The sequence below is a fragment of the Cryobacterium flavum genome (assembly GCF_900103805.1).
GTDB classification, from domain to species: Bacteria; Actinomycetota; Actinomycetes; order Actinomycetales; family Microbacteriaceae; genus Cryobacterium; species Cryobacterium flavum.
This window is the reverse complement of sequence record NZ_FNIB01000001.1, coordinates 80,672-101,223: the sequence shown is the minus strand read 5'-3', so window position 1 is coordinate 101,223 and position 20,552 is coordinate 80,672. Positions and strand designations below refer to the sequence as shown.

Annotated in this window: 19 protein-coding genes; 13 read left to right on the top strand and 6 right to left on the bottom strand. The window is 66.2% G+C overall.

The window, feature by feature from the left end; all coding sequences use genetic code 11:
• Positions 1 to 103: 103 nt before the first annotated feature.
• From cofD to BLS91_RS00425, 4 genes are all read right to left on the bottom strand, one after another.
• Complete coding sequence (gene cofD / locus BLS91_RS00440) at positions 104 to 1,084, bottom strand: 2-phospho-L-lactate transferase (RefSeq protein ID WP_092338161.1); 981 nt, start codon at positions 1,082 to 1,084, stop codon at positions 104 to 106.
• A complete protein-coding gene (locus BLS91_RS00435) occupies positions 1,081 to 1,860 on the bottom strand; it encodes an ABC transporter ATP-binding protein (protein ID WP_092338159.1) in 780 nt (259 codons plus the stop codon). Before BLS91_RS00435 ends, cofD begins: the two co-directional genes overlap by 4 nt.
• Positions 1,851 to 2,882: a putative F420-0 ABC transporter permease subunit gene (locus tag BLS91_RS00430; RefSeq protein ID WP_092338157.1), complete on the bottom strand. Its 1,032-nt coding sequence runs from the start codon at positions 2,880 to 2,882 to the stop codon at positions 1,851 to 1,853. The genes BLS91_RS00435 and BLS91_RS00430 overlap by 10 nt, the downstream gene beginning before the upstream one ends.
• A 79-nt stretch (positions 2,883 to 2,961) precedes the next feature.
• Positions 2,962 to 3,957, bottom strand: a complete 996-nt coding sequence (locus BLS91_RS00425; protein ID WP_233197281.1) for a putative F420-0 ABC transporter substrate-binding protein — start codon at positions 3,955 to 3,957, stop codon at positions 2,962 to 2,964.
• Positions 3,958 to 4,131: 174 nt separating this feature from the next.
• On the opposite strand from BLS91_RS00425, the gene fgd reads away from it, so the two are divergent.
• On the top strand, positions 4,132 to 5,136 hold the full coding sequence (gene fgd / locus BLS91_RS00420; protein ID WP_092338153.1) for a glucose-6-phosphate dehydrogenase (coenzyme-F420): 1,005 nt from the start codon (positions 4,132 to 4,134) through the stop codon (positions 5,134 to 5,136).
• A gap of 21 nt (positions 5,137 to 5,157) precedes the next feature.
• On the opposite strand, the gene BLS91_RS00415 is transcribed toward fgd, so the two are convergent.
• Complete coding sequence (locus tag BLS91_RS00415) at positions 5,158 to 6,540, bottom strand: aminotransferase-like domain-containing protein (RefSeq protein ID WP_092338151.1); 1,383 nt, start codon at positions 6,538 to 6,540, stop codon at positions 5,158 to 5,160.
• Positions 6,541 to 6,692: 152 nt separating this feature from the next.
• On the opposite strand from BLS91_RS00415, the gene BLS91_RS00410 reads away from it, so the two are divergent.
• The 9 genes from BLS91_RS00410 to BLS91_RS00370 all read left to right on the top strand — a co-directional run bounded on the left by BLS91_RS00410 (position 6,693) and on the right by BLS91_RS00370 (position 16,937).
• Positions 6,693 to 7,577: a nitrilase-related carbon-nitrogen hydrolase gene (locus tag BLS91_RS00410; RefSeq protein WP_092338149.1), complete on the top strand. Its 885-nt coding sequence runs from the start codon at positions 6,693 to 6,695 to the stop codon at positions 7,575 to 7,577.
• 91 nt (positions 7,578 to 7,668) lie between these two features.
• Entirely contained in the window at positions 7,669 to 9,102 is a 1,434-nt protein-coding gene (gene hydA, locus BLS91_RS00405) for a dihydropyrimidinase (protein ID WP_092338147.1), read from the top strand.
• 28 nt (positions 9,103 to 9,130) lie between these two features.
• Positions 9,131 to 10,147 carry a TIGR03842 family LLM class F420-dependent oxidoreductase gene (locus BLS91_RS00400; protein ID WP_092338145.1) on the top strand — a complete coding sequence of 339 codons (1,017 nt, stop codon included), beginning with the start codon at positions 9,131 to 9,133 and terminating at the stop codon, positions 10,145 to 10,147.
• Positions 10,148 to 10,161: 14 nt separating this feature from the next.
• On the top strand, positions 10,162 to 11,121 hold the full coding sequence (locus BLS91_RS00395; RefSeq protein WP_092338143.1) for an ABC transporter permease: 960 nt from the start codon (positions 10,162 to 10,164) through the stop codon (positions 11,119 to 11,121).
• Positions 11,118 to 12,038, top strand: coding sequence for an ABC transporter ATP-binding protein (locus tag BLS91_RS00390; RefSeq protein ID WP_092338141.1), 921 nt, complete (start codon positions 11,118 to 11,120; stop codon positions 12,036 to 12,038). The genes BLS91_RS00395 and BLS91_RS00390 overlap by 4 nt, the downstream gene beginning before the upstream one ends.
• Positions 12,035 to 12,805: an ABC transporter permease gene (locus BLS91_RS00385; protein WP_092338139.1), complete on the top strand. Its 771-nt coding sequence runs from the start codon at positions 12,035 to 12,037 to the stop codon at positions 12,803 to 12,805. The genes BLS91_RS00390 and BLS91_RS00385 overlap by 4 nt, the downstream gene beginning before the upstream one ends.
• 45 nt (positions 12,806 to 12,850) lie before the next feature.
• Positions 12,851 to 13,987, top strand: a complete 1,137-nt coding sequence (locus BLS91_RS00380; RefSeq protein WP_092338137.1) for an ABC transporter substrate-binding protein — start codon at positions 12,851 to 12,853, stop codon at positions 13,985 to 13,987.
• Positions 13,988 to 14,087: 100 nt separating this feature from the next.
• Positions 14,088 to 15,410, top strand: a complete 1,323-nt coding sequence (locus BLS91_RS00375) for an aspartate aminotransferase family protein (RefSeq protein ID WP_233197282.1) — start codon at positions 14,088 to 14,090, stop codon at positions 15,408 to 15,410.
• A 27-nt stretch (positions 15,411 to 15,437) separates the two neighbouring features.
• The gene (locus BLS91_RS00370) at positions 15,438 to 16,937 is read left to right on the top strand and encodes a CoA-acylating methylmalonate-semialdehyde dehydrogenase (RefSeq protein WP_092338133.1); all 1,500 of its coding nucleotides are present in this window, start codon (positions 15,438 to 15,440) and stop codon (positions 16,935 to 16,937) included.
• A 64-nt stretch (positions 16,938 to 17,001) separates the two neighbouring features.
• Here BLS91_RS00370 and BLS91_RS00365 read toward each other — a convergent pair whose 3' ends face one another.
• Positions 17,002 to 17,925 (bottom strand): LysR family transcriptional regulator, encoded by a 924-nt coding sequence (locus BLS91_RS00365; protein WP_092338131.1) that lies wholly within the window; start codon positions 17,923 to 17,925, stop codon positions 17,002 to 17,004.
• A gap of 63 nt (positions 17,926 to 17,988) precedes the next feature.
• Between BLS91_RS00365 and BLS91_RS19435 the strand changes: the two genes are divergently transcribed.
• The 3 genes from BLS91_RS19435 to BLS91_RS00355 all read left to right on the top strand — a co-directional run bounded on the left by BLS91_RS19435 (position 17,989) and on the right by BLS91_RS00355 (position 20,474).
• Positions 17,989 to 18,177, top strand: coding sequence for a hypothetical protein (locus tag BLS91_RS19435; protein ID WP_134505220.1), 189 nt, complete (start codon positions 17,989 to 17,991; stop codon positions 18,175 to 18,177).
• A gap of 288 nt (positions 18,178 to 18,465) precedes the next feature.
• Entirely contained in the window at positions 18,466 to 19,014 is a 549-nt protein-coding gene (pyrE, locus tag BLS91_RS00360) for an orotate phosphoribosyltransferase (RefSeq protein ID WP_092338129.1), read from the top strand.
• Positions 19,014 to 20,474: a hypothetical protein gene (locus BLS91_RS00355; protein WP_092338127.1), complete on the top strand. Its 1,461-nt coding sequence runs from the start codon at positions 19,014 to 19,016 to the stop codon at positions 20,472 to 20,474. The genes pyrE and BLS91_RS00355 overlap by 1 nt, the downstream gene beginning before the upstream one ends.
• Positions 20,475 to 20,552 lie beyond the last annotated feature (78 nt).

The following is a 20,552-nucleotide window of genomic DNA, read 5'->3' as shown; positions in this document are numbered from 1 at the left end:
GATCAACGCAGCCAGATCAGCTCAGCCAGATCAGATCAGCTCAACCAGATCAACGCAGCCAGTTGAGCGAAGCCAGACCAATGCAGATTCGCGAGATTTCTTGTCAGACAAGAGCCAGCACGGCCGCGGCCATCGCGGTTGTCGCGGGCAGGTCGGTCATCCACAACGGCGCAGCAGCAGAGTGGATGCCAGCATGCAAGAGAGCGGGCAGCGCCGCGGCATCCGTTTCGTCGATCAGCCAGGCGTCCAGCAGTCCGCCGTTCGTGCGCGCGCCGTAGTGCAGACCGACGGCGAGAGCATTGGTCTCGACGCCGATGGTGTGCAGGCAGACATCGGCCATGCCGCGCACCGCCGCGCCGCCGATGATCGGGGATACCCCGACGACGCGCGCGCGAGTGGCACGCAGGGCTTGGCGCACGCCTGGCACGGCCAGGATCGTGCCGACCGACACGACCGGGTTCGACGGTGGTAGCACCACGAGGTCGGCTTCGGTGATGGCCGCGAGCACACCGGGTGCGGCGACCGAGTCGGCCAGTCCGCGCTGCTCGAACCCGGTGATCGCCACTCGAGCCCGATACCGAACCCACCATTCTTCAAAGTGAATATAGTCGCCCGCCGTGTGATCATCGATATTCTCGGCGAGGCATACGTGGGTTTCGACCGGCTGGTCGCTCATGGGAAGCAAGCGCACCCCGGGCTGCCAGCGGCGGCACAGAAATTCGGTGGCCTGCGACAGGGTTGAGCCGTTTCTCAGCAGGTCGGTGCGCACGATGTGCGTCGCCAGGTCGAGGTCGCCGAGGGTGAACCACGACCAGCCGCGGCCGTAGGCGGCGATCTCCGCCGACGCGCGCCGGGATTCGTCGGGGCGCCCCCAGCCCTGCTCCTCGTTGATGCCGCCGCCGAGTGTGTACATGACGGTGTCGAGATCGGGGCAGATTCGCAGCCCGTCGAGCCACATGTCATCGCCGGTGTTCACGATCACCGTCACGGCCGCGTCCGGGGCGACAACGGCGAGGTGCGCGAGCAGCCCGCGAGTGAAGCGGGCACCGCCGACGCCGCCGGCCAAAACCGTGACTCGCTTCACGCCGACACCGCCGCCGAATAGACGATGACCGGATGCCCGCCGCGCGGATGCTCCAGAATGAAGCAGTCCACGCCGTAGACGGCGCCGATGATCTCCGGGGTGAGCACCTCGGCGGGCGTGCCGGAGGCCACCAGCAGGCCGCCGTCGAGCAACAGAATGTGGTCGCAATACGCCGCCGCGAGATTGAGATCATGCAGGGCCATGATGGACGTCACCCCGAGCTCCCTTACCTGGCCGAGCAGCGAAAGCTGGGCGCTCACGTCGAGATGGTTGGTCGGTTCGTCGAGCAGCAACAGGCTCGGTTGCTGCGCCATGGCCCGCGCGATCTGCACGCGCTGCTGCTGCCCGCCGCTCAGGGTGTGCCAGGACCGGTCGGCGAGCGCTAGGGCACCTACCGCCTCGAGGGCATCGAGAGCGACGGCGCGATCCTCGTCGCCGCTGAAGGAGCCCATGAGCCTGGTGCGGTGCGGAATGCGCCCGAGCAGCACGACTTCGAGCACGGTCAGCTCCACGCTCGGTGCAGCATTCTGTTCCAGCAGGGCGATGCGTCGGGCCGCGTCGCGCCGGTTCAGTGACCCGACCGAGACGCCGTCGAGGGCGGCGGTGCCGGCATCCGCTTTGTCGATGCCGGCAATGAGCCGTAGCAGGGTGGACTTGCCGGCGCCGTTCGGGCCGAGCAGGCCGGTGACGCTGCCGGTGGGCAGCGACGCTGAGACGTTCCGCAGAATTCTGGTGCCGTCGATCGAGAACGACAGCTGGTCGAGGTCTACGCCCACAGGTGCGACTTCTTTCTCTTGATCAGCAGAATGAACACCGGCACGCCGATGAACGCCGTGATGATCCCCACGGGAAGCTCGCGCGGGTCGAACACTGTGCGGGCGAGCGTGTCGGCAATGACCAGGAACAGCCCGCCGCAGACGGCCACGAGCGGCAGCAGTCGGCGGTGTCCCGGCCCGCTGACGCCGCGCACGAGGTGCGGCAGGATAAGCCCCACGAACCCGATCGATCCGCTGACGGCCACCATGGCACCGGTCAGCAAGGCCACCGATCCGAGCAGCGCCCAGCGGGTGCGGTTCACGTTGATACCGAGGCTCGCCGCCGAGGTGTCACCGAACGCGAACGCGTCGAGCCGAGTCGCCGACAAGAGGATGCCGGTGCCCACGACCAAAACGGCCGTTCCGGCGATCGCGACACTCTCCCAGGTGGCGCCGGCCACGGAGCCGAGCAGCCAGTTGAGAATCTCCCGGTAGGAGTCGCCCTTGGCGGCCCAGAAGATGATGAACGAGGTCAGCGCGCCGGCGAGCTGGGCGATGGCCAGCCCGGCGAGCACGGCCCGCACCGGGGTGATCGTGCCACCGACCCGGGCGATGCTGAGCGTGGCGACAAGAGCGAGCAGCGCGCCGAGAAAGGCTGCGGCCGGCAAGGCGAATCCGATGCCGAGAATGACCACGCACACCGCTCCGACGGATGCCCCGCTCGACAACCCGAGCAGGTACGGGTCGGCGAGGGGGTTGCGCGTCACGCTCTGCATCACCGCGCCGCTGAGGGCGAGGCCGGCGCCGACCAGCGCGGCCGTGAGCACTCGGGGGAGCCGCAGCTGCCAGACGATCGAGTCGACCAACACTGGTACCGGCGGGGCCGCGAGCCCGAGGTGGGCGCCGATGCTGCCCGCCACCTGCGCGAGGCTGACGGCTGCCGGCCCAATGGTCACCGCGACCGCGCACACGAGAATGAGCGCGATAGAGGCCGCAACGAACCACCCGAGGTACGCACTCCGGGTCACGCGAGCCCCCGCCAGGTTCGCGACAGCGGGTGAATTGTTGCCTCAACCCTGCTGAAGCAACACTTCACCCGCTTTCGCGTCACGGGGGAGGAGATCACTCGTTCAGGTCGGCTAACTGGGTGATCGTCGACGACGCCGCTTCTACGTTGCGGATCCCGGCCTCGGTGGAGGCGAACGGCAAAATGATGTAACGCTGGTTCTTCACCGCATCGAGGACCTGGGTGGCCGGGTCCGATTCGAGGTGGGCGATCTTCGAGGCGGCGGTGTTCCAGGTGGCGTCGACGAGCACGATGACGCTCGGGTTGGCCTCGATGATCGATTCCCAGCCCACCGAGGTCCAGGTGTCGCGCACATCGGCAAAGATATTGGTGAGCCCGGCGGCGTCCATGATCATTTCGGGTGAGCCGATGCCGGCGCCCACGTAGGGGGTGGTGGTGCCGCTGGAGTACCAGAGGGCCGTGGTGGTTCCGGCGGTCGACGGCGTCAGTCCGGCGAGGTCGTCGTTCAGGGTGCTGACCAGCTTGGCGGCGGCGGACTCGACGCCAAAGATTGCGCCGGCTTCCTCGATCTCGGTGAACACCGAGTCGAAGGTGAGCGGGTTCGGCATGAAGTCGCCCTTGCACGCTGCCGGTGAGACGTACGTGCCGACGCCGAGCGCCGTCAGGGCGTCGCGTTCGCCCACACCGTCGGTGCTGAAGTTGGATTCCCAGCCGCCGTAGATGAAGTCGGGGTTCAGGCCGAGTACCACCTCCTGGCCGGGCAGAAAGTCGCTGACCACGTTGAGGTCGGCGCCCGCGGTGGCGAGTTCCGAGGGCAGCGGACCGTCGAGAAAGGCCGACCCGACGATCCGGTCGCCGAGGCCGAGTGCGAGCAACAGCTCGGTCGCCGACGACTTGATCGACACGATCCGCTCGGGTGCCTTCGTGACGGTGAGGTTCGTGCCGCAATTCTCCACGGTGACCGGGTAGCTCGCACTGGCAGCGGGGGACTCGGCCGGGGTGGCGGCCGGTGTTGCGGCGGCGGCGCATCCGCTGAGCAGCAGAGCGGCGCTGGTGGCCACGCCGATGAACAGAAAACGAGAATGACGCATGCAGAACCTCATTATTTTGGGCACGGGAGACTGGATTGTCCAGAGACCTGCTGCCCAAATCGAGGCAAGCTCAACCAATAAAACCTAATTGGTGGTCACGAATACCGTAGCAGGGACCGGCCAGTGCAAATATTGAGTCAGTGCGAATATTGGGTACGACAAGAGGGAGAGCGCATGTTGAAGCTGGGATTGAAAGCGTCGGCGGAGCAGTTCGCACCGCGAGAGCTAGTGGAACTCGGCGTCATGGCCGAAGAGCACGGGCTCGACAGCGTCACCGTGAGCGACCACTTTCAGCCGTGGCGCCACGAAGGCGGCCATGCGCCCTACGCGATGGCGTGGATGGCCGCGGTCGGCGAACGCACCAAGCGGGTGCAGATCGGCACGTCGGTGATGACTCCCACGTTCCGCTACAACCCGGCCGTGCTGGCGCAGGCCTTTGGAACCATGGGCTGCCTGTACCCCGGGCGAATCATGCTTGGTGTGGGAACGGGCGAGGCCCTCAACGAGATCGCCACGGGCTACAAGGGCGAGTGGCCCGAGTTCAAGGAACGTTTTGCGCGCCTGCGCGAGGCCGTCGACCTCATGCGGCAGCTTTGGACCGGCGAGCGCATCGACTTCACGGGTGAGTACTATTCCACCGTCGGCGCCACCCTCTACGACACTCCGGATGCCCCGGTGCCGGTGTATATCGCGGCCGGCGGCCCCGTCGTGGCTCGCTATGCCGGCCGTGCCGGCGACGGTTTCATTTGCACCTCGGGTAAGGGTATGGAGCTCTACACCGAGAAACTCCTTCCCGCCGTCGCCGAGGGGCTGGACAAGGTCGGTCGCGCTCAGGACGACATCGACCGCATGATCGAGATCAAGATCTCCTACGACACCGACGCGCAGGCCGCGCTGGAGAACACCCGGTTCTGGGCCCCGCTGTCGCTCACGCCCGAGCAGAAGCAGTCCATTCACGACCCGCTCGAGATGGAGGCCGCCGCCGATGCGCTCCCGATCGAGCAGGTCGCCAAGCGCTGGATCGTCGCCTCCGACCCCGACGAAGCCGTCGCTCTGATCAAGCCCTACCTCGACGCAGGCCTCAACCACCTGGTCTTCCACGCGCCCGGCCACGACCAGAAGCGTTTTCTCGACCTGTTCGAGCGTGACCTGGCCCCGCGGCTGCGCCAGCTGGGCTGAGGCCTAAGCGAACGAATCCGGCTACGACCAGCGCGCACCGATGGGGTGCACGGCCGAATCAAGCGGATGCGCCGCCGCAGCCAGCGCCTCGGCCACCGGTCGGATATCGTCGGGCAGGGCGCCGGCGGTCACGCGAATGAATGCGGGGCCGCCAGTGTTGGACAAATCCGGGGCGGCCAGAAACGGCGAACCGCCAGCCACGCGAATGCCGGAGGCGGCGAGCCGCACCATGGCATCCCGCTCGTTCTGCACGGGCAGCCAGGTGTTGATGCCGTCGGCCTGCACCACGTCAAGCCCGAACTCGGCTAGGGCATCGGCGAGGGCACGCTGGCGGGCGAAGTAGATGCGGCGGGCCTCGCTGACCTGGGCCATGCTCTCGCCGTTGGTGAGCAGGTCGTGCAAAATGGTCTGCAGCATGCGGCTGGTCCAGCCGGGGCCGAGCATGCGCCGCGATACGATCGGGTCGATCAGCGCGGCCGGGCCGCCGAGCGCGGCCATGCGCAGGTCGGGGCCGTGCGATTTGGAGAAGCTGCGCACGTGCAGGGTGCGTTCCGGCAGCCAGAGGCCGAGACTCACGTCGGGGGCGATGCTGATCTCGGCGGAGTGGTCGTCTTCGATCACGATGGTGTCGGCGCTCGCCGGCGTAGCGCGCAGCAGACGGGCCAGCTCCTCGGCCCGATGCGCCGTCATCGAGGCGCCGGTGGGGTTCTGCGCCCGCGGCTGCAGCAGCACCACGGTCGGGCCGAGCTTCAGCGCCGCGGCGAAGTCGGCCGGAACAATGCCGTGCTCGTCGACCGCTACCGGGAGTCGCTCGAGGCCGAGCTGGTCGAGCAGGTCGAAGAACGGCGGAAACGACGGGTTCTCCACGATGACCCGGTCGCCGAACCGGGTGACCGCGTCGAGGCAGCGCGAGATGGCGTCGAGGGCACCGTCGACGATGGTGATCGTCTCGACCGGGTACGGCCACGACCCGCGCAGCACCTCGAGCAACTCCGGAAGGATGGGCAGGTCCTGATAGCTCGGCGTCACCGCGCGCTGCGATACCCGGGAGAGGGCCGGCCCGAGCGCTGGCAACAACCGCGGGTCGGGCGTGCCGCGGGAGAGATCGAGGCGGGCCGGGCCGATCGGGCCGACCATGGACTGGCTGCGCGCCGGCAGCCACTTGGGCGCGGCATCCTGAACGAAGGTGCCGCCCCGACCACGCGACACGATCAGGCCGACGGCTGAGAGGGCCTGCCAGGCATGACTGACCGTGGCGGGACTCACGCCGAGCTCGCCGGCGAGCACTCGAACGGTCGGCAGACGGTCGCCCGGCGCGAGTCGCCCGGAGGCAATCAGTCGGCCGATGGCCGCGGCGATGCCTGCGGGCGTGCGTTGTTCGATTTCGTCGATAAAGTTCTGCATTGCTCTTGCCCCTGGCTGCGTCGGACGACAGGATGATTAATGCGTGCGATACACAGAGAAACACATTTGAAATGTTTACGTCAAATAATAACAATACGAACAGCGCGGTTCGTATCGGCCCTTGACTAACGAAAGCAAGTGGAAGGCACAGCATGAACACGGGTACGACCGGCACCAGCACCGACAAAAGAAACATTGTTCGAACCGCCATCACCCAGGCCACCTGGACCGGCGACGAAGAATCCATGATCGCGAAGCACGAAGGCTTCGTGCGCACCGCGGCCGCCCAGGGCGTGCAGGTGATCTGCTTTCAGGAACTCTTCCACGGGCCGTATTTCGGTATCGTGCAGGACGCCAAGTATTACGACTACGCACAGGCCGTGCCCGGCCCCATCGTCGAGCGCTTTCAGAAGCTCGCGAGCGAGTACAAGATGGTCATCGTCGTGCCGATGTATGAAGAAGAACAGCCCGGCGTGCTCTACAACACCGCCGCGGTCATCGACGCCGACGGAACCTACCTCGGCAAATACCGCAAGCACCACATCCCGCACCTGCCGCAGTTCTGGGAGAAGTTCTACTTTCGCCCCGGCAACACCGACTACCCAGTGTTCGACACGGCGTACGGCAAGATCGGCGTCTACATTTGCTACGACCGCCACTTCCCGGAGGGCTGGCGTGCACTTGGCCTGAACGGCGCCGAGATCGTGTTCAACCCCTCGGCCACCAAGCCCGGCCTCTCCAACCGCCTGTGGGAGCTCGAGCAGCCGGCCGCCGCCGTCGCCAACCAGTATTACGTCGGCGCCAACAACCGCATCGGCAATGAAGAGGCCGAGTTCGGCGACGAAGCCGTGACCTTCTACGGCAGCTCGTACTTCGTTGATCCCAAGGGCAACTACGTCGGCGAGGTCGCCTCGACCGATACCGAGGAGATCCTCGTGCGAGACCTCGACCTCGGCGTCATCCGCGAGGTGCGCAACTCCTGGCAGTTCTACCGGGACCGTCGCCCCGACTCCTACGAGCCCCTCGTCGCCCCCTAGTAACTAGGCCACAAGCGGATGCTGCCGGCCGGCCTGCAAAACGCAGCCGGCAGCATCCGCTACCCCTGACACTTTCAGCGAAGAGGATGCCATGAAGACTTTGATCAAGAACGGCACCGTGGTCAACGCCACGGGTCGAGGCCTCGCCGACGTGCTCATCGATGGCGAGAAAATCGTCGCCGTGCTCGCACCCGGCTCCACCCTGCTCGGTTTCGATGTGGCGAGCAACGTCGACCGCGTCATCGACGCCGGCGGCAAGTACGTCATCCCGGGCGGCATCGACGCCCACACCCACATGGAAATGCCGTTCGGCGGTACCCAGGCCAGCGACACCTTCGAAACCGGAACCCGCGCGGCCGCCTGGGGTGGCACCACGAGCATCGTTGACTTCGTCGTGCAGTACGCCGGCGAAGACGTGCTCGAGCGCTATGCCGCTTGGCAGCAGAAAGCCGCCGGCCAGTGCGCCATCGACTACGGCTTCCACCAGATCCTCAGTGACGTGCAAGACAGCTCCCTCACCGCGATGGACACGCTCGTCGACGAAGGCGTCTCGAGCTTCAAACTGTTCATGGCCTACAAGGGGGTCTTTCTCAGCGACGACGGCCAGATCGTCAAGGCCATGCAGCGTGCCGCCACGAACGGCAGCATGATCATGATGCACGCCGAGAACGGCAGCGTCATCGACCTGCTCGTGCAGCAGGCCGTCGCCGCCGGCAACACCGGCCCGCTCTACCACGGTCTCACCCGGCCCTGGCAGGCCGAAGAAGAAGCCACCCACCGAGCCATCATGCTCGCCAACCTCACCGGCGCTCCGCTCTACGTCGTGCACGTGTCGGCGAAGCAGGCCGTGGACCAGATTGCGCAGGCCCGAGACAACGGCCAGAACGTGTTCGGCGAGACCTGCCCGCAGTACCTCTACCTCTCGCTCGAGGACAACCTCGGCGCCGAGAGCGACGAGTGGGGCACCTTCGAAGGAGCCAAATGGGTCTGTTCGACGCCGCTGCGCGCCAAGGCTGAAGGCCACCAGCACCACATGTGGCAAAGCCTGCGCACCAACGACATTCAGATGGTCTCCACCGATCACTGCCCGTTCTGCATGAAGGGCCAGAAAGACATGGGCCTGACCGACTTCTCCAAGATCCCCAACGGCATCGGCTCGGTCGAACACCGCATGGACCTGCTCTACCAGGGCGTCGTCGACGGCAAGATCTCGCTCGAACGCTGGGTCGAAGTCTGCTCCACCACCCCGGCACGCATGTTCGGCATGTACGGCCAGAAGGGCGTGATTGCTCCCGGAGCCGACGGCGACGTGGTGATCTACGACCCGAACGGGCACACGTCTATCGGAGTGGGAAAGTCACACCACATGAACATGGACTACTCCGCCTGGGAAGGCTACGAGATCGACGGCCACGTCGATACCGTCATCTCCCGCGGCAAGGTCGTCGTCGACGATTTCGCCTATCTCGGCGCCAAGGGTGACGGTCGCTACATCAAGCGCGGCCTGAGCCAGTACTTGATTTAGGCCAAGAACCGGATAACAGGGACAGGACATGGATTTCGGAGCAGTACTTCAAACCAACCCGCCGTCGGCGCGCACCGTGCAACTGGCCAAACTGGCCGAGGCGCACGGTTTCAGCCACGTCTGGACCTTCGACTCGCACCTGCTCTGGCAGGAACCGTATGTGATTTACAGCCGCATCCTGGCCGAGACCAGCAAGATCATCGTCGGCCCCATGGTCACCAACCCGGCCACGCGCGACTGGACAGTCACGGCATCCACGTACGCGACCCTCAATGAGATGTACGGCAACCGCACCATCTGCGGCATCGGCCGCGGCGACTCGGCGGTGCGCACCACCAACGGTGCGCCCACCACGCTGAAGACCCTGCGCGAATCGATCCACGTCATTCGCGAGCTCGCCAACTCCCGCCCGGTGGAATACAACGGTGCCACGGTGCAGTTTCCGTGGAGCCGCGGGTCGAGCCTCGACGTCTGGGTCGCCGCCTACGGTCCCCTCGCGCTCAAGCTCGCCGGCGAGGTGGGCGACGGCTTCATCCTGCAGATGGCCGACCTCGACGTGGCCAAGTGGATGATCGAAAGCGTGCGCACCGCAGCGTCCAACGCCGGGCGCGACCCGCTGGAGATCAAATTCTGTGTCGCCGCCCCCGCCTATGTCGGTTCGAACTGGGAGCACATGCGCGACCAGTGCCGCTGGTTCGGCGGCATGGTCGGCAACCACGTGGCCGACATCGTGGCCAAGTATGGTGCCGATTCCGCCGTGCCGAAGGCGCTCACCGACTACATCAAAGACCGTGAGGGCTACGACTACAACCAGCACGGCAAGGCCGGCAACGAGCACGCCGCGTTCGTGCCCGACGAGATCGTCGACCGGTTCTGCCTGCTCGGTACGGCGAAGGACCACATCGAGAAGCTCGAGGCCCTCAAGGAGCTCGGGGTCGACCAGTTCGCCGGTTACCTGCAGCACGACAACAAGGAAGAAACGATGCGCGTCTACGGCGAGACCGTGATTCCGGCTCTGACCGACGCCATCACGGCTAAGAAGTAATAAGAAATAAGCGGATGACCACCCAGACCGAGCAGAGCGCACCGCTTAATCGCGGCGCGCTTGGCGTACCCAAACCGCGCGTGTCCCGCCGCCGGAGCGCCGTCGTGCACCCGCGGCTGCGCGGCGGTCTGTTCGGCCTGGCCGGTCTCGTGCTGCTCGCCCTGATCTGGGAGCTCTACAAAACGCTCGGACCCGCCGACGGAGTGGTTCTTGGCGGCATCACGGTGTTGCCGCGCACGACCGACCTCGCCATGCCGCACCTCGCGGTCATGGCCGAGCGCTTGTTCGACCCGGTGACGGGCGCGGCATCCGCTCTGCCGTTGTGGCAGGCGGTGCTGCAGGGCTCGCTGTTCACCCTCGGCATCGCCGCGGTCGGCTGGCTGGTCGGCGTGACCGTTGGGCTCGCCCTCGCCCTGCTGATGCAGCGCTTTCGCCTGGCCGAGTCGGCGATTCTGCCGTGGATCATTCTGAGCCAGACCGTGCCGCTCATCGCGATCGCCCCGCTGGTGCGGCGCTGGGGCGCGCAGATCCAGTTCGGCGAATTCACCTGGGAAAGCTGGATGTCGGTGGCCCTGATCGCCTCCTACCTCGCGTTCTTCCCGGTGTCGATCGGCGCCCTGCGCGGCCTCGCCTCGCCCGACGCCAACCACGTCGACCTCATGCACTGCTATGCGGTCGGCTGGTGGAAGACGCTGTGGCGGCTGCGCCTGCCGACCAGCGTCGGCTACCTGCTGCCGGCCCTGCGCCTGGCCGCGGTCAGCGCGGTCGTCGGCAGCGTCGTCGCCGAGGTATCGATCGGGCTGCGCGGCGGCATCGGCCGGCTCATCGTTGAGTACGCCGGCGCGGCCGGCAACGACCCGGGCAAGCCCTGGGCACCCATCTTCGGATCGATCCTGGTCGGCCTCGTCGCCGCCGGCTTTGTGGGCCTGATCGGGCTGTTCCTTCGTCGTTTTCGCAGGGGAGAAGTAGCATGACCGACACACTGAATGTGCCCGGAGGCGATGTGCCCGGAGGCGATGTGCCCGGAGGCGATGTGCCCGCAGTCGATGTGCCCGCAGTGAATGTGCACGGCGTCAGCCGCATCTTCGCCGCCGGCAAGGGTCCAGGCGTCACCGCCCTCGACGACGTGAGCCTTGACGTCGCGCCCGGCGAATTCGTCAGCCTGATCGGGCCAAGCGGATGCGGCAAGAGCACGCTGCTGAGACTCATCGCCGACCTCGACGTGCCCACGAGCGGCAGCATCGAGGTATTCGGCAAACCGGCCCGGCAGGCCCGCATCGACCAGGACTACGGCATCGCTTTTCAGCAGGCCGGCCTGCTGCCCTGGCGCACGGTCGCCGGCAATATCGAGCTGCCGCTCGAGCTGCACGGGGTCGGCAAGGCGGCGAGGCGGGGGCGTGCCGCCGAACTGATCGCGCTGGTCGGGCTCTCCGACTTCGCGGCGCACTATCCCGACCAGCTCTCCGGCGGCATGCAGCAGCGCGTGGCGATCGCCCGCGCGCTCGCCGAAAGCCCGAGCCTGCTGCTCATGGACGAACCGTTCGGCGCCCTCGACGAAATGACCCGCGAGCGCATGCAGAACGAACTCGTGCGCATTTGCGCCGAAACTCAGGCCGCCGTGGTCTTCGTCACCCATTCCATTCCCGAAGCGGTGTTTCTCTCCAACCGGGTGGTAGTGCTGGAGCCACGGCCCGGACGCATCCGTTCTATTGTGGGCGTTGGGCTTGGCGATATGAGTGGCCGCGGCGAAGACCTGCGCGAAGACGAGGGTTTCTTTCGTTCCCTCAGCGAGGTGCGCGATCTGCTGCACGGCGACCCCGATTCATCGGGCACGGGGTTGCCGACGGGAGTCGTGCCGAAGACCGGAGCTCGCGGGGTCGAGACGCGATGAGAACCGCCCAGCCCGGACTGCTGCAGACCGTACTCGCCCCGATCGTGTTCGGGGTGGCCGTTATTCTGCTGTGGCAGGGCCTGGTCACCGGGCTGGCGATCAAGGCGTTCATCCTGCCGGCACCGTTTGCGATCGGCGCCGAATTCGCCGGCAATCTGAACAATGTCGCCGGCGGAATGACGGTCACCGGCCGTAACTCCCTGATCGGCCTGGTCATCGGCGCCGTGCTCGGCATTGCGCTGGCGATCGTGGCGGCGCTCGCCCGCCTGCTCGATGAGATGGCCGCACCGATCGTCGCAGCCCTCTCGGTGGTGCCGATCGTGGCTCTCGCGCCGGTGCTCTACACGATGTTCGGCGCCGGCGCCGAGACCGCTCGGCAGCTGGTCGCGGCGCTCGCCGTGTTCGTGCCGGTCTACTTCAACACCCTCAAGGGCCTGCGCCAGGTGCGCCCGGTGCACCGTGACCTGATGCGTGCCTACGCCGTCACCAGCTGGCAGGCCACTCGGGCGGTCACCCTGCCCACCGCGCTGCCGTTCGTCTTCACCGGGCTGCGCATCGCATCGTCGCTCGCCGTGATCAGCGCCCTGATCGCCGAGTACTTCGGCGGACCGGTCGGCGGCCTCGGCAAGTCCATCACCTCGGCCGCGTCGAGCAGCAACTACGGGCTGGCCTGGGCCTACGTGCTCGGCTCGATCATTCTCGGACTCGCTTTCTATTGTGCAGCTCTCATCGTGGAGAAGCTTGTCACCCGCCGTTCCGGCGGCTAAACCACCCACCCCGCCACACACAGCACCAGTAACCAAGGAGGCACCATGAAACACCGCATCACATGGCTTGGCGCAATCACGGCCGTCGGCGCGCTCGTTCTCTCCGGCTGCAGCACGGCGAGCACTGCTCCCTCAACGGATGCCGCCGGCGATCTCACCCCGATCACCCTGCAGCTGCAGTGGTTCGCGCAGGCCCAGTTCGCCGGTTACTACGCCGCGCTCGACCAGGGCTACTACGAAGATGAGGGCCTCGACGTCACCATCGACGAAGGCGGCGCCGACATCGTGCCGCAGGACGTACTCGCCGCCGGCGACGCCGACTACGCCATCTCCTGGGTGCCGAAGGTGCTCGGCTCGATCGAGCAGGGCGCCAACATCACCGACGTCGCCCAGATCTTCGAGCGCAGCGCCACCACCCAGATCTCGCTCAAGGACAAGGACATCACGACCGCGGCCGACCTCGCGGGCAAGAACGTCGGAAGCTGGGGTTACGGCAACGAGTGGGAACTTTTTGCCGGCATGCAGAAAGCCGGCGTTGAGCTCGGCGACATCAACCTCATTCAGCAGGCCTTCGACATGACCGGATTCCTCGCCGGCGATATCGATGCCGCCCAGGCCATGACGTACAACGAGTACGCCCAGGTTCTGGAAACCATCAACCCCGACACCGGCGAGCTGTTCCAGCCCGATGAACTCAACGTCATCGACTGGAACGACGAGGGCACCGCGATGCTCCAGGACTCCATCTGGGCTAACGCCGACAAGCTCGAAAGTGACGCCGACTATGCCGACAACACGGTGAAGTTCATCAAGGCGTCGATCAAGGGCTGGATCTACGCGGCCAACAACCCGTCCGAAGCGGCCGGTATCGTCACCGCGGCCGGTTCGACCCTCGGCGAGAGCCACCAGCTGTGGATGACCAACGAGGTCAGCAAACTCATCTTCCCGTCGAGCAACGGCGTGGGAATGATCGACGAAGCGGCCTGGGCCAACACGGTCGACATCGCCATGAATACCAAGAATGAGACCGGGGCGACCATCATCACCACCGACCCGCCCGCCACCGCGTACTCCAACGAGTACGTGACCAAGGCACTCGATGAGCTGAAGGCTGACGGCGTCGATGTCATGGGCACCGACTGGAAGCCCACCGAGGTCACCCTCAACGAGGGCGGCAACTAGCTCACCTGCCGGGCGGCCCGCGAGGGCCGCCCGGGCCACAATTTTTCCGATTCACCAAACCTACCGTTCATACCAACACCACAGAAAGCCAGCGATATACGTGACTGACACCAGCACACAAACTCTCAACGCGCACACCAGCGAACTCGACCGGGCGCACGTGTTCCATTCCTGGTCGGCACAAGCGGCATTGAGACCGCTCGTCATCGCCGGCGGGTTGGGCTGCCGCGTCTGGGATCATGACGGACGTTCGTATCTTGACTTCTCGAGTCAGTTGGTGAACGTGAATATCGGCCATCAGCATCCGGCCGTGGTGCAAGCCATCACCGAGCAGGCCGCGCTGTTGACGACCATTGCGCCGTCCACCGCCAACCTGGCCCGCGGCGAGGCGGCCAAGCGCATCACCGACCGTGCCCCGGCCGGTTTCAACAAGGTCTTCTTCACCAACGGTGGAGCGGATGCGAATGAAAACGCCATGCGCATGGCCCGCGTGCACACCGGTCGCGACAAGGTGCTCTCCCTCTATAAGTCGTACCACGGCAACACCGGAGCTGCCGTGGTCGCCACCGGCGACTGGCGTCGCATTCCCAACGAATTCGCGCGCGGACACGTGCACTTCTTCGGTCCGTTCCTCTACCGCAGCGAATTCTGGGCCTCCAGCGAGGCCGAGGAGTGCGCCCGCGCGCTGCACCATCTCGAACGCGTCATCCAGGGCGAGGGTGTGGCCTCGGTCGCGGCCATTCTGCTCGAGTCGATTCCGGGAACCGCCGGAATCATGATGCCGCCGGCCGGCTACCTGCCCGGAGTGCGCGCACTGTGCGACAAATACGGCATCGTACTGATTCTCGACGAGGTCATGTGCGGCTTCGGCCGAACCGGCCACTGGTTCGCCTTCCAGGCCTACGACGTCGTGCCCGACCTGATCACCTTCGCCAAGGGCGTCAACTCCGGCTATGTGCCCACCGGCGGCGTGATCATCTCCGATGCCATCGCTGCAACTTTTGACGAGACCGTCTTTCCCGGCGGGCTCACCTACAGCGGGCATCCGCTCGCTATGGCGTCGATCGTCGGCGCCCTCGACGCGATGGAGGCCGAGGGCATCGTCGAGAACGCGGCCCGCATCGGGCGCGACGTGCTCGAGCCGGGCCTCAAGGCCCTGCAGGCCAAGCACCCGATCATCGGCGAGGTACGCGGTGTCGGCGTGTTCTGGGCGCTCGAACTCGTCGCCGACCCGGCCACCCGCGAACCGGTGAGCGCCGCCGTCATGGCCCGGGTGAAGGCCGAACTGCTCGGCCGCGGCCTGCTGCCGTTCCTGATGGAGAACCGCATCCATGTCGTGCCGCCCTGTGTCGTCACCGACGCTGAGGTGGCCGAAGCGCTCGCCATCTACGACGAGGTGCTCAGCCTCGACCTTCTCGCCTAACCGTTCCAACCATTAAGGATTTTCACAATGACTGACACCCCGACCATTCAGCACTACATCAACGGCGAAGCCGCCGCCGGTACCTCGACCCGCACCGCGCCCGTTTACAACCCGGCCACCGGCACAGTCGCCAAGAACGTGCTGCTGGCGAGCACCGCCGACCTCGACGCAGCCGTCGCCGTCGCTCAGGCCGCCTACCCGGCCTGGCGTGACACGAGCCAGGCTCGCCGCCAGACCATCATGTACAACTTTCGCGAGCTGCTGAACGCACGCAAGGGAGACCTGGCCGACATTCTCACCGCCGAACACGGCAAGGTCACCTCCGACGCGCTCGGCGAGATTATTCGTGGCCTCGAGGTCGTCGAATTCGCCCTCGGGATGCCGCACCTGACCAAGGGCGAGTACTCCGAGAACGTCTCGACCGGCGTTGACGTCTACTCGATTCGTCAGTCGCTCGGCGTGGTCGGCATCATCAGCCCGTTCAACTTTCCGGCGATGGTGCCGCTCTGGTACTTCCCCATCGCGATCGCGGCCGGCAACACCGTCGTACTCAAGCCGAGCGAGAAAGACCCTTCGGCGTCGAACTGGCTCGCCGAGCTCTTCACCGAGGCCGGCCTGCCCAATGGTGTGCTCAACGTCGTGCACGGCGACAAGGAGGCTGTGGACGCCCTGCTGGCGAACCCCACCGTGCAGGCGATTTCCTTCGTCGGTTCCACCCCGATCGCCCGCTACATCTACGAGACCGCGGCCAGAAACGGCAAGCGCGTGCAGTCCCTCGGCGGCGCGAAAAACCACATGCTGGTGTTGCCCGATGCCGATCTCGACCTGAGCGCGGATGCCGCCGTCAACGCCGGGTTCGGATCCGCCGGTGAGCGCTGCATGGCCATCAGCGTCATCGTCGCCGTTGAGCCCGTGGCCGACGAACTCATCACGAAGATCGCCGAGCGGGTCAAGGGCCTCACGGTCGGTGACGGCACGCGCGGCTGCGACATGGGACCGCTGATCACGAAGGTGCACCGCGACAAGGTGGCCGGCTACATCGACATCGCCCAGGCAGACGGCGCCGACATCGTCATCGACGGCCGCGGCGTCAAGGTTGACGGTGACCCCAACGGCTTCTGGCTCGGCCCGACTCTGTTCGACAAGGTCAGCGTCGACTCCGCCGTCTACCTCGACGAGATCTTCGGCCCGGTGCTGTCGATCGTGCGCGTGGCCAGCTACCAGGAGGGTCTCGACCTCATCAACGCGAGCCAGTACGGCAACGGCACCGCGATCTTCACGAATGACGGCGGAGCTGCTCGCCGTTTTCAGAACGAGGTGCAGGTGGGCATGGTTGGCATCAACGTGCCAATTCCGGTGCCGGTCGCGTACCACTCCTTCGGCGGCTGGAAGAACTCGCTGTTCGGTGACGCCAAGGCCTACGGCCCCGCCGGAGTGAACTTCTACACCCGGGAGAAGGCGGTCACGAGTCGCTGGCTCGACCCGAGCCACGGAGGAATCAACCTGGGCTTCCCCCAAAACGCCTAGTCACACCCCGCGAGAGCGCAAAAAGTGCCCGATTGGCCCATCCAATCGGGCACTTTTTGCGCTCTCAACGAGCTGTTACGGTGCTGTGGGATTGCTCAACCTTGGCGGCCTCGGATTGCAGGGCCTGGATGACGGTGCGCACGGCTAAGCGCTCGGCTCGGTCGGGGCGCATCAGAGCCACGATCTGCCGCTGCGATTCGATGCCGCGCAGCGGTTTGAGCACGAGTCGACCGGGCTGCCCGCCACCCGAGGTATACCGCGGCACGAGCGCAATGCCGAGCCCTGCAATCACGAACGATTCGATCAGCGCAAGGTCGGCGAAACGCTGCGACATCGACAGGCGGGCGCCGGCCTCCTGCTCGATCGCGTGCAGAATGCGTTCGAACGGGTAGCCGTCGGTCACGCCGATCCAGGTCTCGCCGATCAGGTCGCGGGGGCCAACCCAGGCGCGATCGGAGAGCGGATGCCCCACCGGCAGTCCCACATCCAGCGGCTCGGTCATGAGTGGAACAACCGTGAGGCCACGCCCGGCCCAGGAGAGCTGGCCGCTCATGGAGTGCGCGAGCACAATGTCGTACTCGGCAGTGAAGGCGGGAAAGTCGCTCAGCTCCGGGTCTTCATCGGCGCAGTTGAGCAGGAGGTCCGGCCCCAGAATCTTGATGACGCCGGGCAGCAGCATCTGGCCGGCCGTGGGAAAGGTGACCAGGCTCACTTCACCCGAGGCGTGGTTGCGGAATTCGTCCCAGAGCGCGGTGGCCTTCGCGAGCGATACCGCCACATCCGCTGCGCTGCGGGCGAGGGCGCGGCCAGCCGAGGTGAGCACGAGTCCGCGACCCTGACGCTGCGTGAGCGGCAACCCGGCTTCGCGTTCGAGCACCTTGAGTTGCTGGGAGACCGCCGACGGAGTGCGGTGAGTGGCCAGGGCGACCGCCGTAACGCTGCCGCGGTCGGCGAGTTCCCGGAGCAGTTCGAGTCGTTGCACGTCCATGTAGACAATCTACACAATGCATGCAGAATAATACGATTGTGCTGCACGGTCAGGAGTGGTCAAATGAGAGGGTCACACACGAGCAATGTCGCCTCCGTGCCGGGCCACGCCACCTCCTTCGAAAGGCATCTCGTGTTCATCCTCATCGCCATCCTGCTCGTTGCCGTTGTTTCCATCGCAGCCCTCGTCGTCGAGGTTCACCGCGACGGCTACCGTCAGACCGAGCGTCGCAACCTGGTTCGCATCTTCTAGGCTCCGCCCCCGAGATTCACGGGAGCGGCCTGCGAAAAGAGCCGCTTGCCGGCTTGTTTTGCGGCTTTTGCTTGTGTTTTCTGGGTGTCGGCGGGGGCGGGGGTCACCCGCTCCCCGCTCAGACATTGAGGCGTTCCGGAGGCCTCCGCGTGTTTCGACAAGCTCAACAATCGGCGTGCGCGGGACGCCGCCACACATCAAAACTCGCAACCCCGCGGAAAATACCCTGCCCCCGCCTCGTGTTCTGGACACGGAGGGGGCTGTCGGGCATGCCCTAAACTGGCGATTGTGACTGATACGCGGCAGAAACTCATCGACTTCATCTCGGCCGAGGCCGTTTTTCACGGAGACTTCGTTCTCACCAGCGGCAAGAAGGCCACGTACTACGTGGACCTGCGCCGGGTGAGCCTCGACCACCGGGTGGCTCCACTGATCGGGCAGGTCATGCTCGACCTGATCAAGGACGTGCCCGATGTCGTCGCCGTTGGCGGCCTGACCATGGGCGCCGACCCGATCGCCGCCGCCGTCATGCACCAGGCCGCGGCCCGCGGCGCCAACTACGACGCCTTCGTCGTTCGTAAGGAACCGAAAGATCACGGCCGAGGCCGCCAGGTTGAAGGCCCCGACCTCGCCGGCAAGCGTGTGATCGTGCTCGAAGACACCTCGACCACCGGCGGGTCACCGCTCGCCGCCATTGAAGCCCTGCTCAAGGTCGGCGCCGAGATCGCCGGCGTCGCCGTCGTGGTCGACCGCAACACTGGTGCTCGCGAAGTGATCGAGGCCGCCGGCTACCCCTATTACGCCGCGATCTCCCTTGAGGACCTGGGGCTCAACTAGTGGCATCAGACGACGAGCGGGGAATCGACTGGCTCGCGTCGCAGCTCGACCCGGAAACCACCGGTGCCGGGGCTGACTCGCCAGACGACTCAGCTGCCAAAGCTACAGGCGATGCTAAAACGGATGCCGCCAAACCGGATACCGCCGCACCCACGAGCCGCTTTGGTCGCCGCGCGCGCCGAGCCAAGCCGGTCGTCGACGAGCCCGAGGTCGCCGAGCCCGTTGAGCCGCCCGTTCCGGCAGTTCCGGCCGGGCCGGCTCCCTGGTGGACCACCCCGCTGCCGCAACCGGTCGAAGCAGAAGCCGCCGCCGGCGCCGCTGATTCCGCGGATGACGCTGCACCGGCCACTCATGCCGAGCCCCAAGTCATTCCGCCGAGCGATAGTGAGCCAGAGCCGGACCAGCAGTCCACTGCAGGGCCCGAGCCCAGCGCGGCCGATGTCGTGGCGGCCGCAGCCGATCCCGCCCCAGCCATTCCAACGGCCGAAGTTCCGGCCGCAGTCATCCCGGCCGTCGTTGTGCCAGCCGCGAGCGAACCGAGTATGAGCGAATCGGCAGCCGTCGAACCCGTCACGGACGGTCCGGTGACGGCCGCCCCAGTAATAAGGGCAGAGATTGTTGCTGCTGAGCCCGTCGCGGCCGACCACGAAACGGCCACGGTCGCCTCTGTCGAACAGCTCGCGCCGGCGTCACCGGCCGTTGTCGCGCCTGAGCCTCTCGAGGCGCAGGCCACGGCCGCAACCGAGTTGCTGCCGGTCTCTGCAACGGATACTCATGCGCCCGACGCGGGCGCGGGCATCCGCTTGGCCGAAGCCGAAGCCGACCAGCCAACGCACACTGAGGCGCCGAGTCGACACCGGTCCCGGCGAGTCCTTGCCGGGGGAACGCAGGCCACCCTAGTCTGGACCGCCGTCGGGCTGCTTGCCCTCATCGTGCTGGTTGGGCTGTTTTATCTCGGCCAGCGTCTGGTCGCGAGTCCGGTAGCGGCTCCGGCACCGACCCAATCCGCGACGCCGACGCCCACGCCGACCCCCACGCCCACGCCCACCCTAACCCCGGAGATCACCGCGGTGCAGGCCGCCGGTGCGCACGAGTGGAACACCTTGTTCGGTGGCGAGTGCCTCGAACCGTATGTCTCGCCGTGGGAGGAAGAGTTTACGGTGGTCGATTGCGCCGTCGCACACACCGCCCAGCTGGTCGATCGCGGCAGCTTCGGCGGCGACACGACCACCGTGTTTCCGGGCGAGGCCGCGCTCGCCGCCCAGATCAACCTGCTCTGCACGGCACCCGGCATCCTCGACCTGAACGCCGCCGGCGCCTACCCGAACCTGCAAATGCAGGGCAGCTACCCGATCACCGACGAACAGTGGACCACCGGCCCGCGCAACTACTACTGCTTCGTAAGCCGAGCCTCGGCCGAACCGCTGGCCGCGACCATCATGGGCACCGGCCCGGCCTGACCCGCGCGGCCTGACCTGCGCGGCCTGATCGGCCAGCCGACAACGATGTCAACGCCACACACCGTGGAGAAGGAAGAC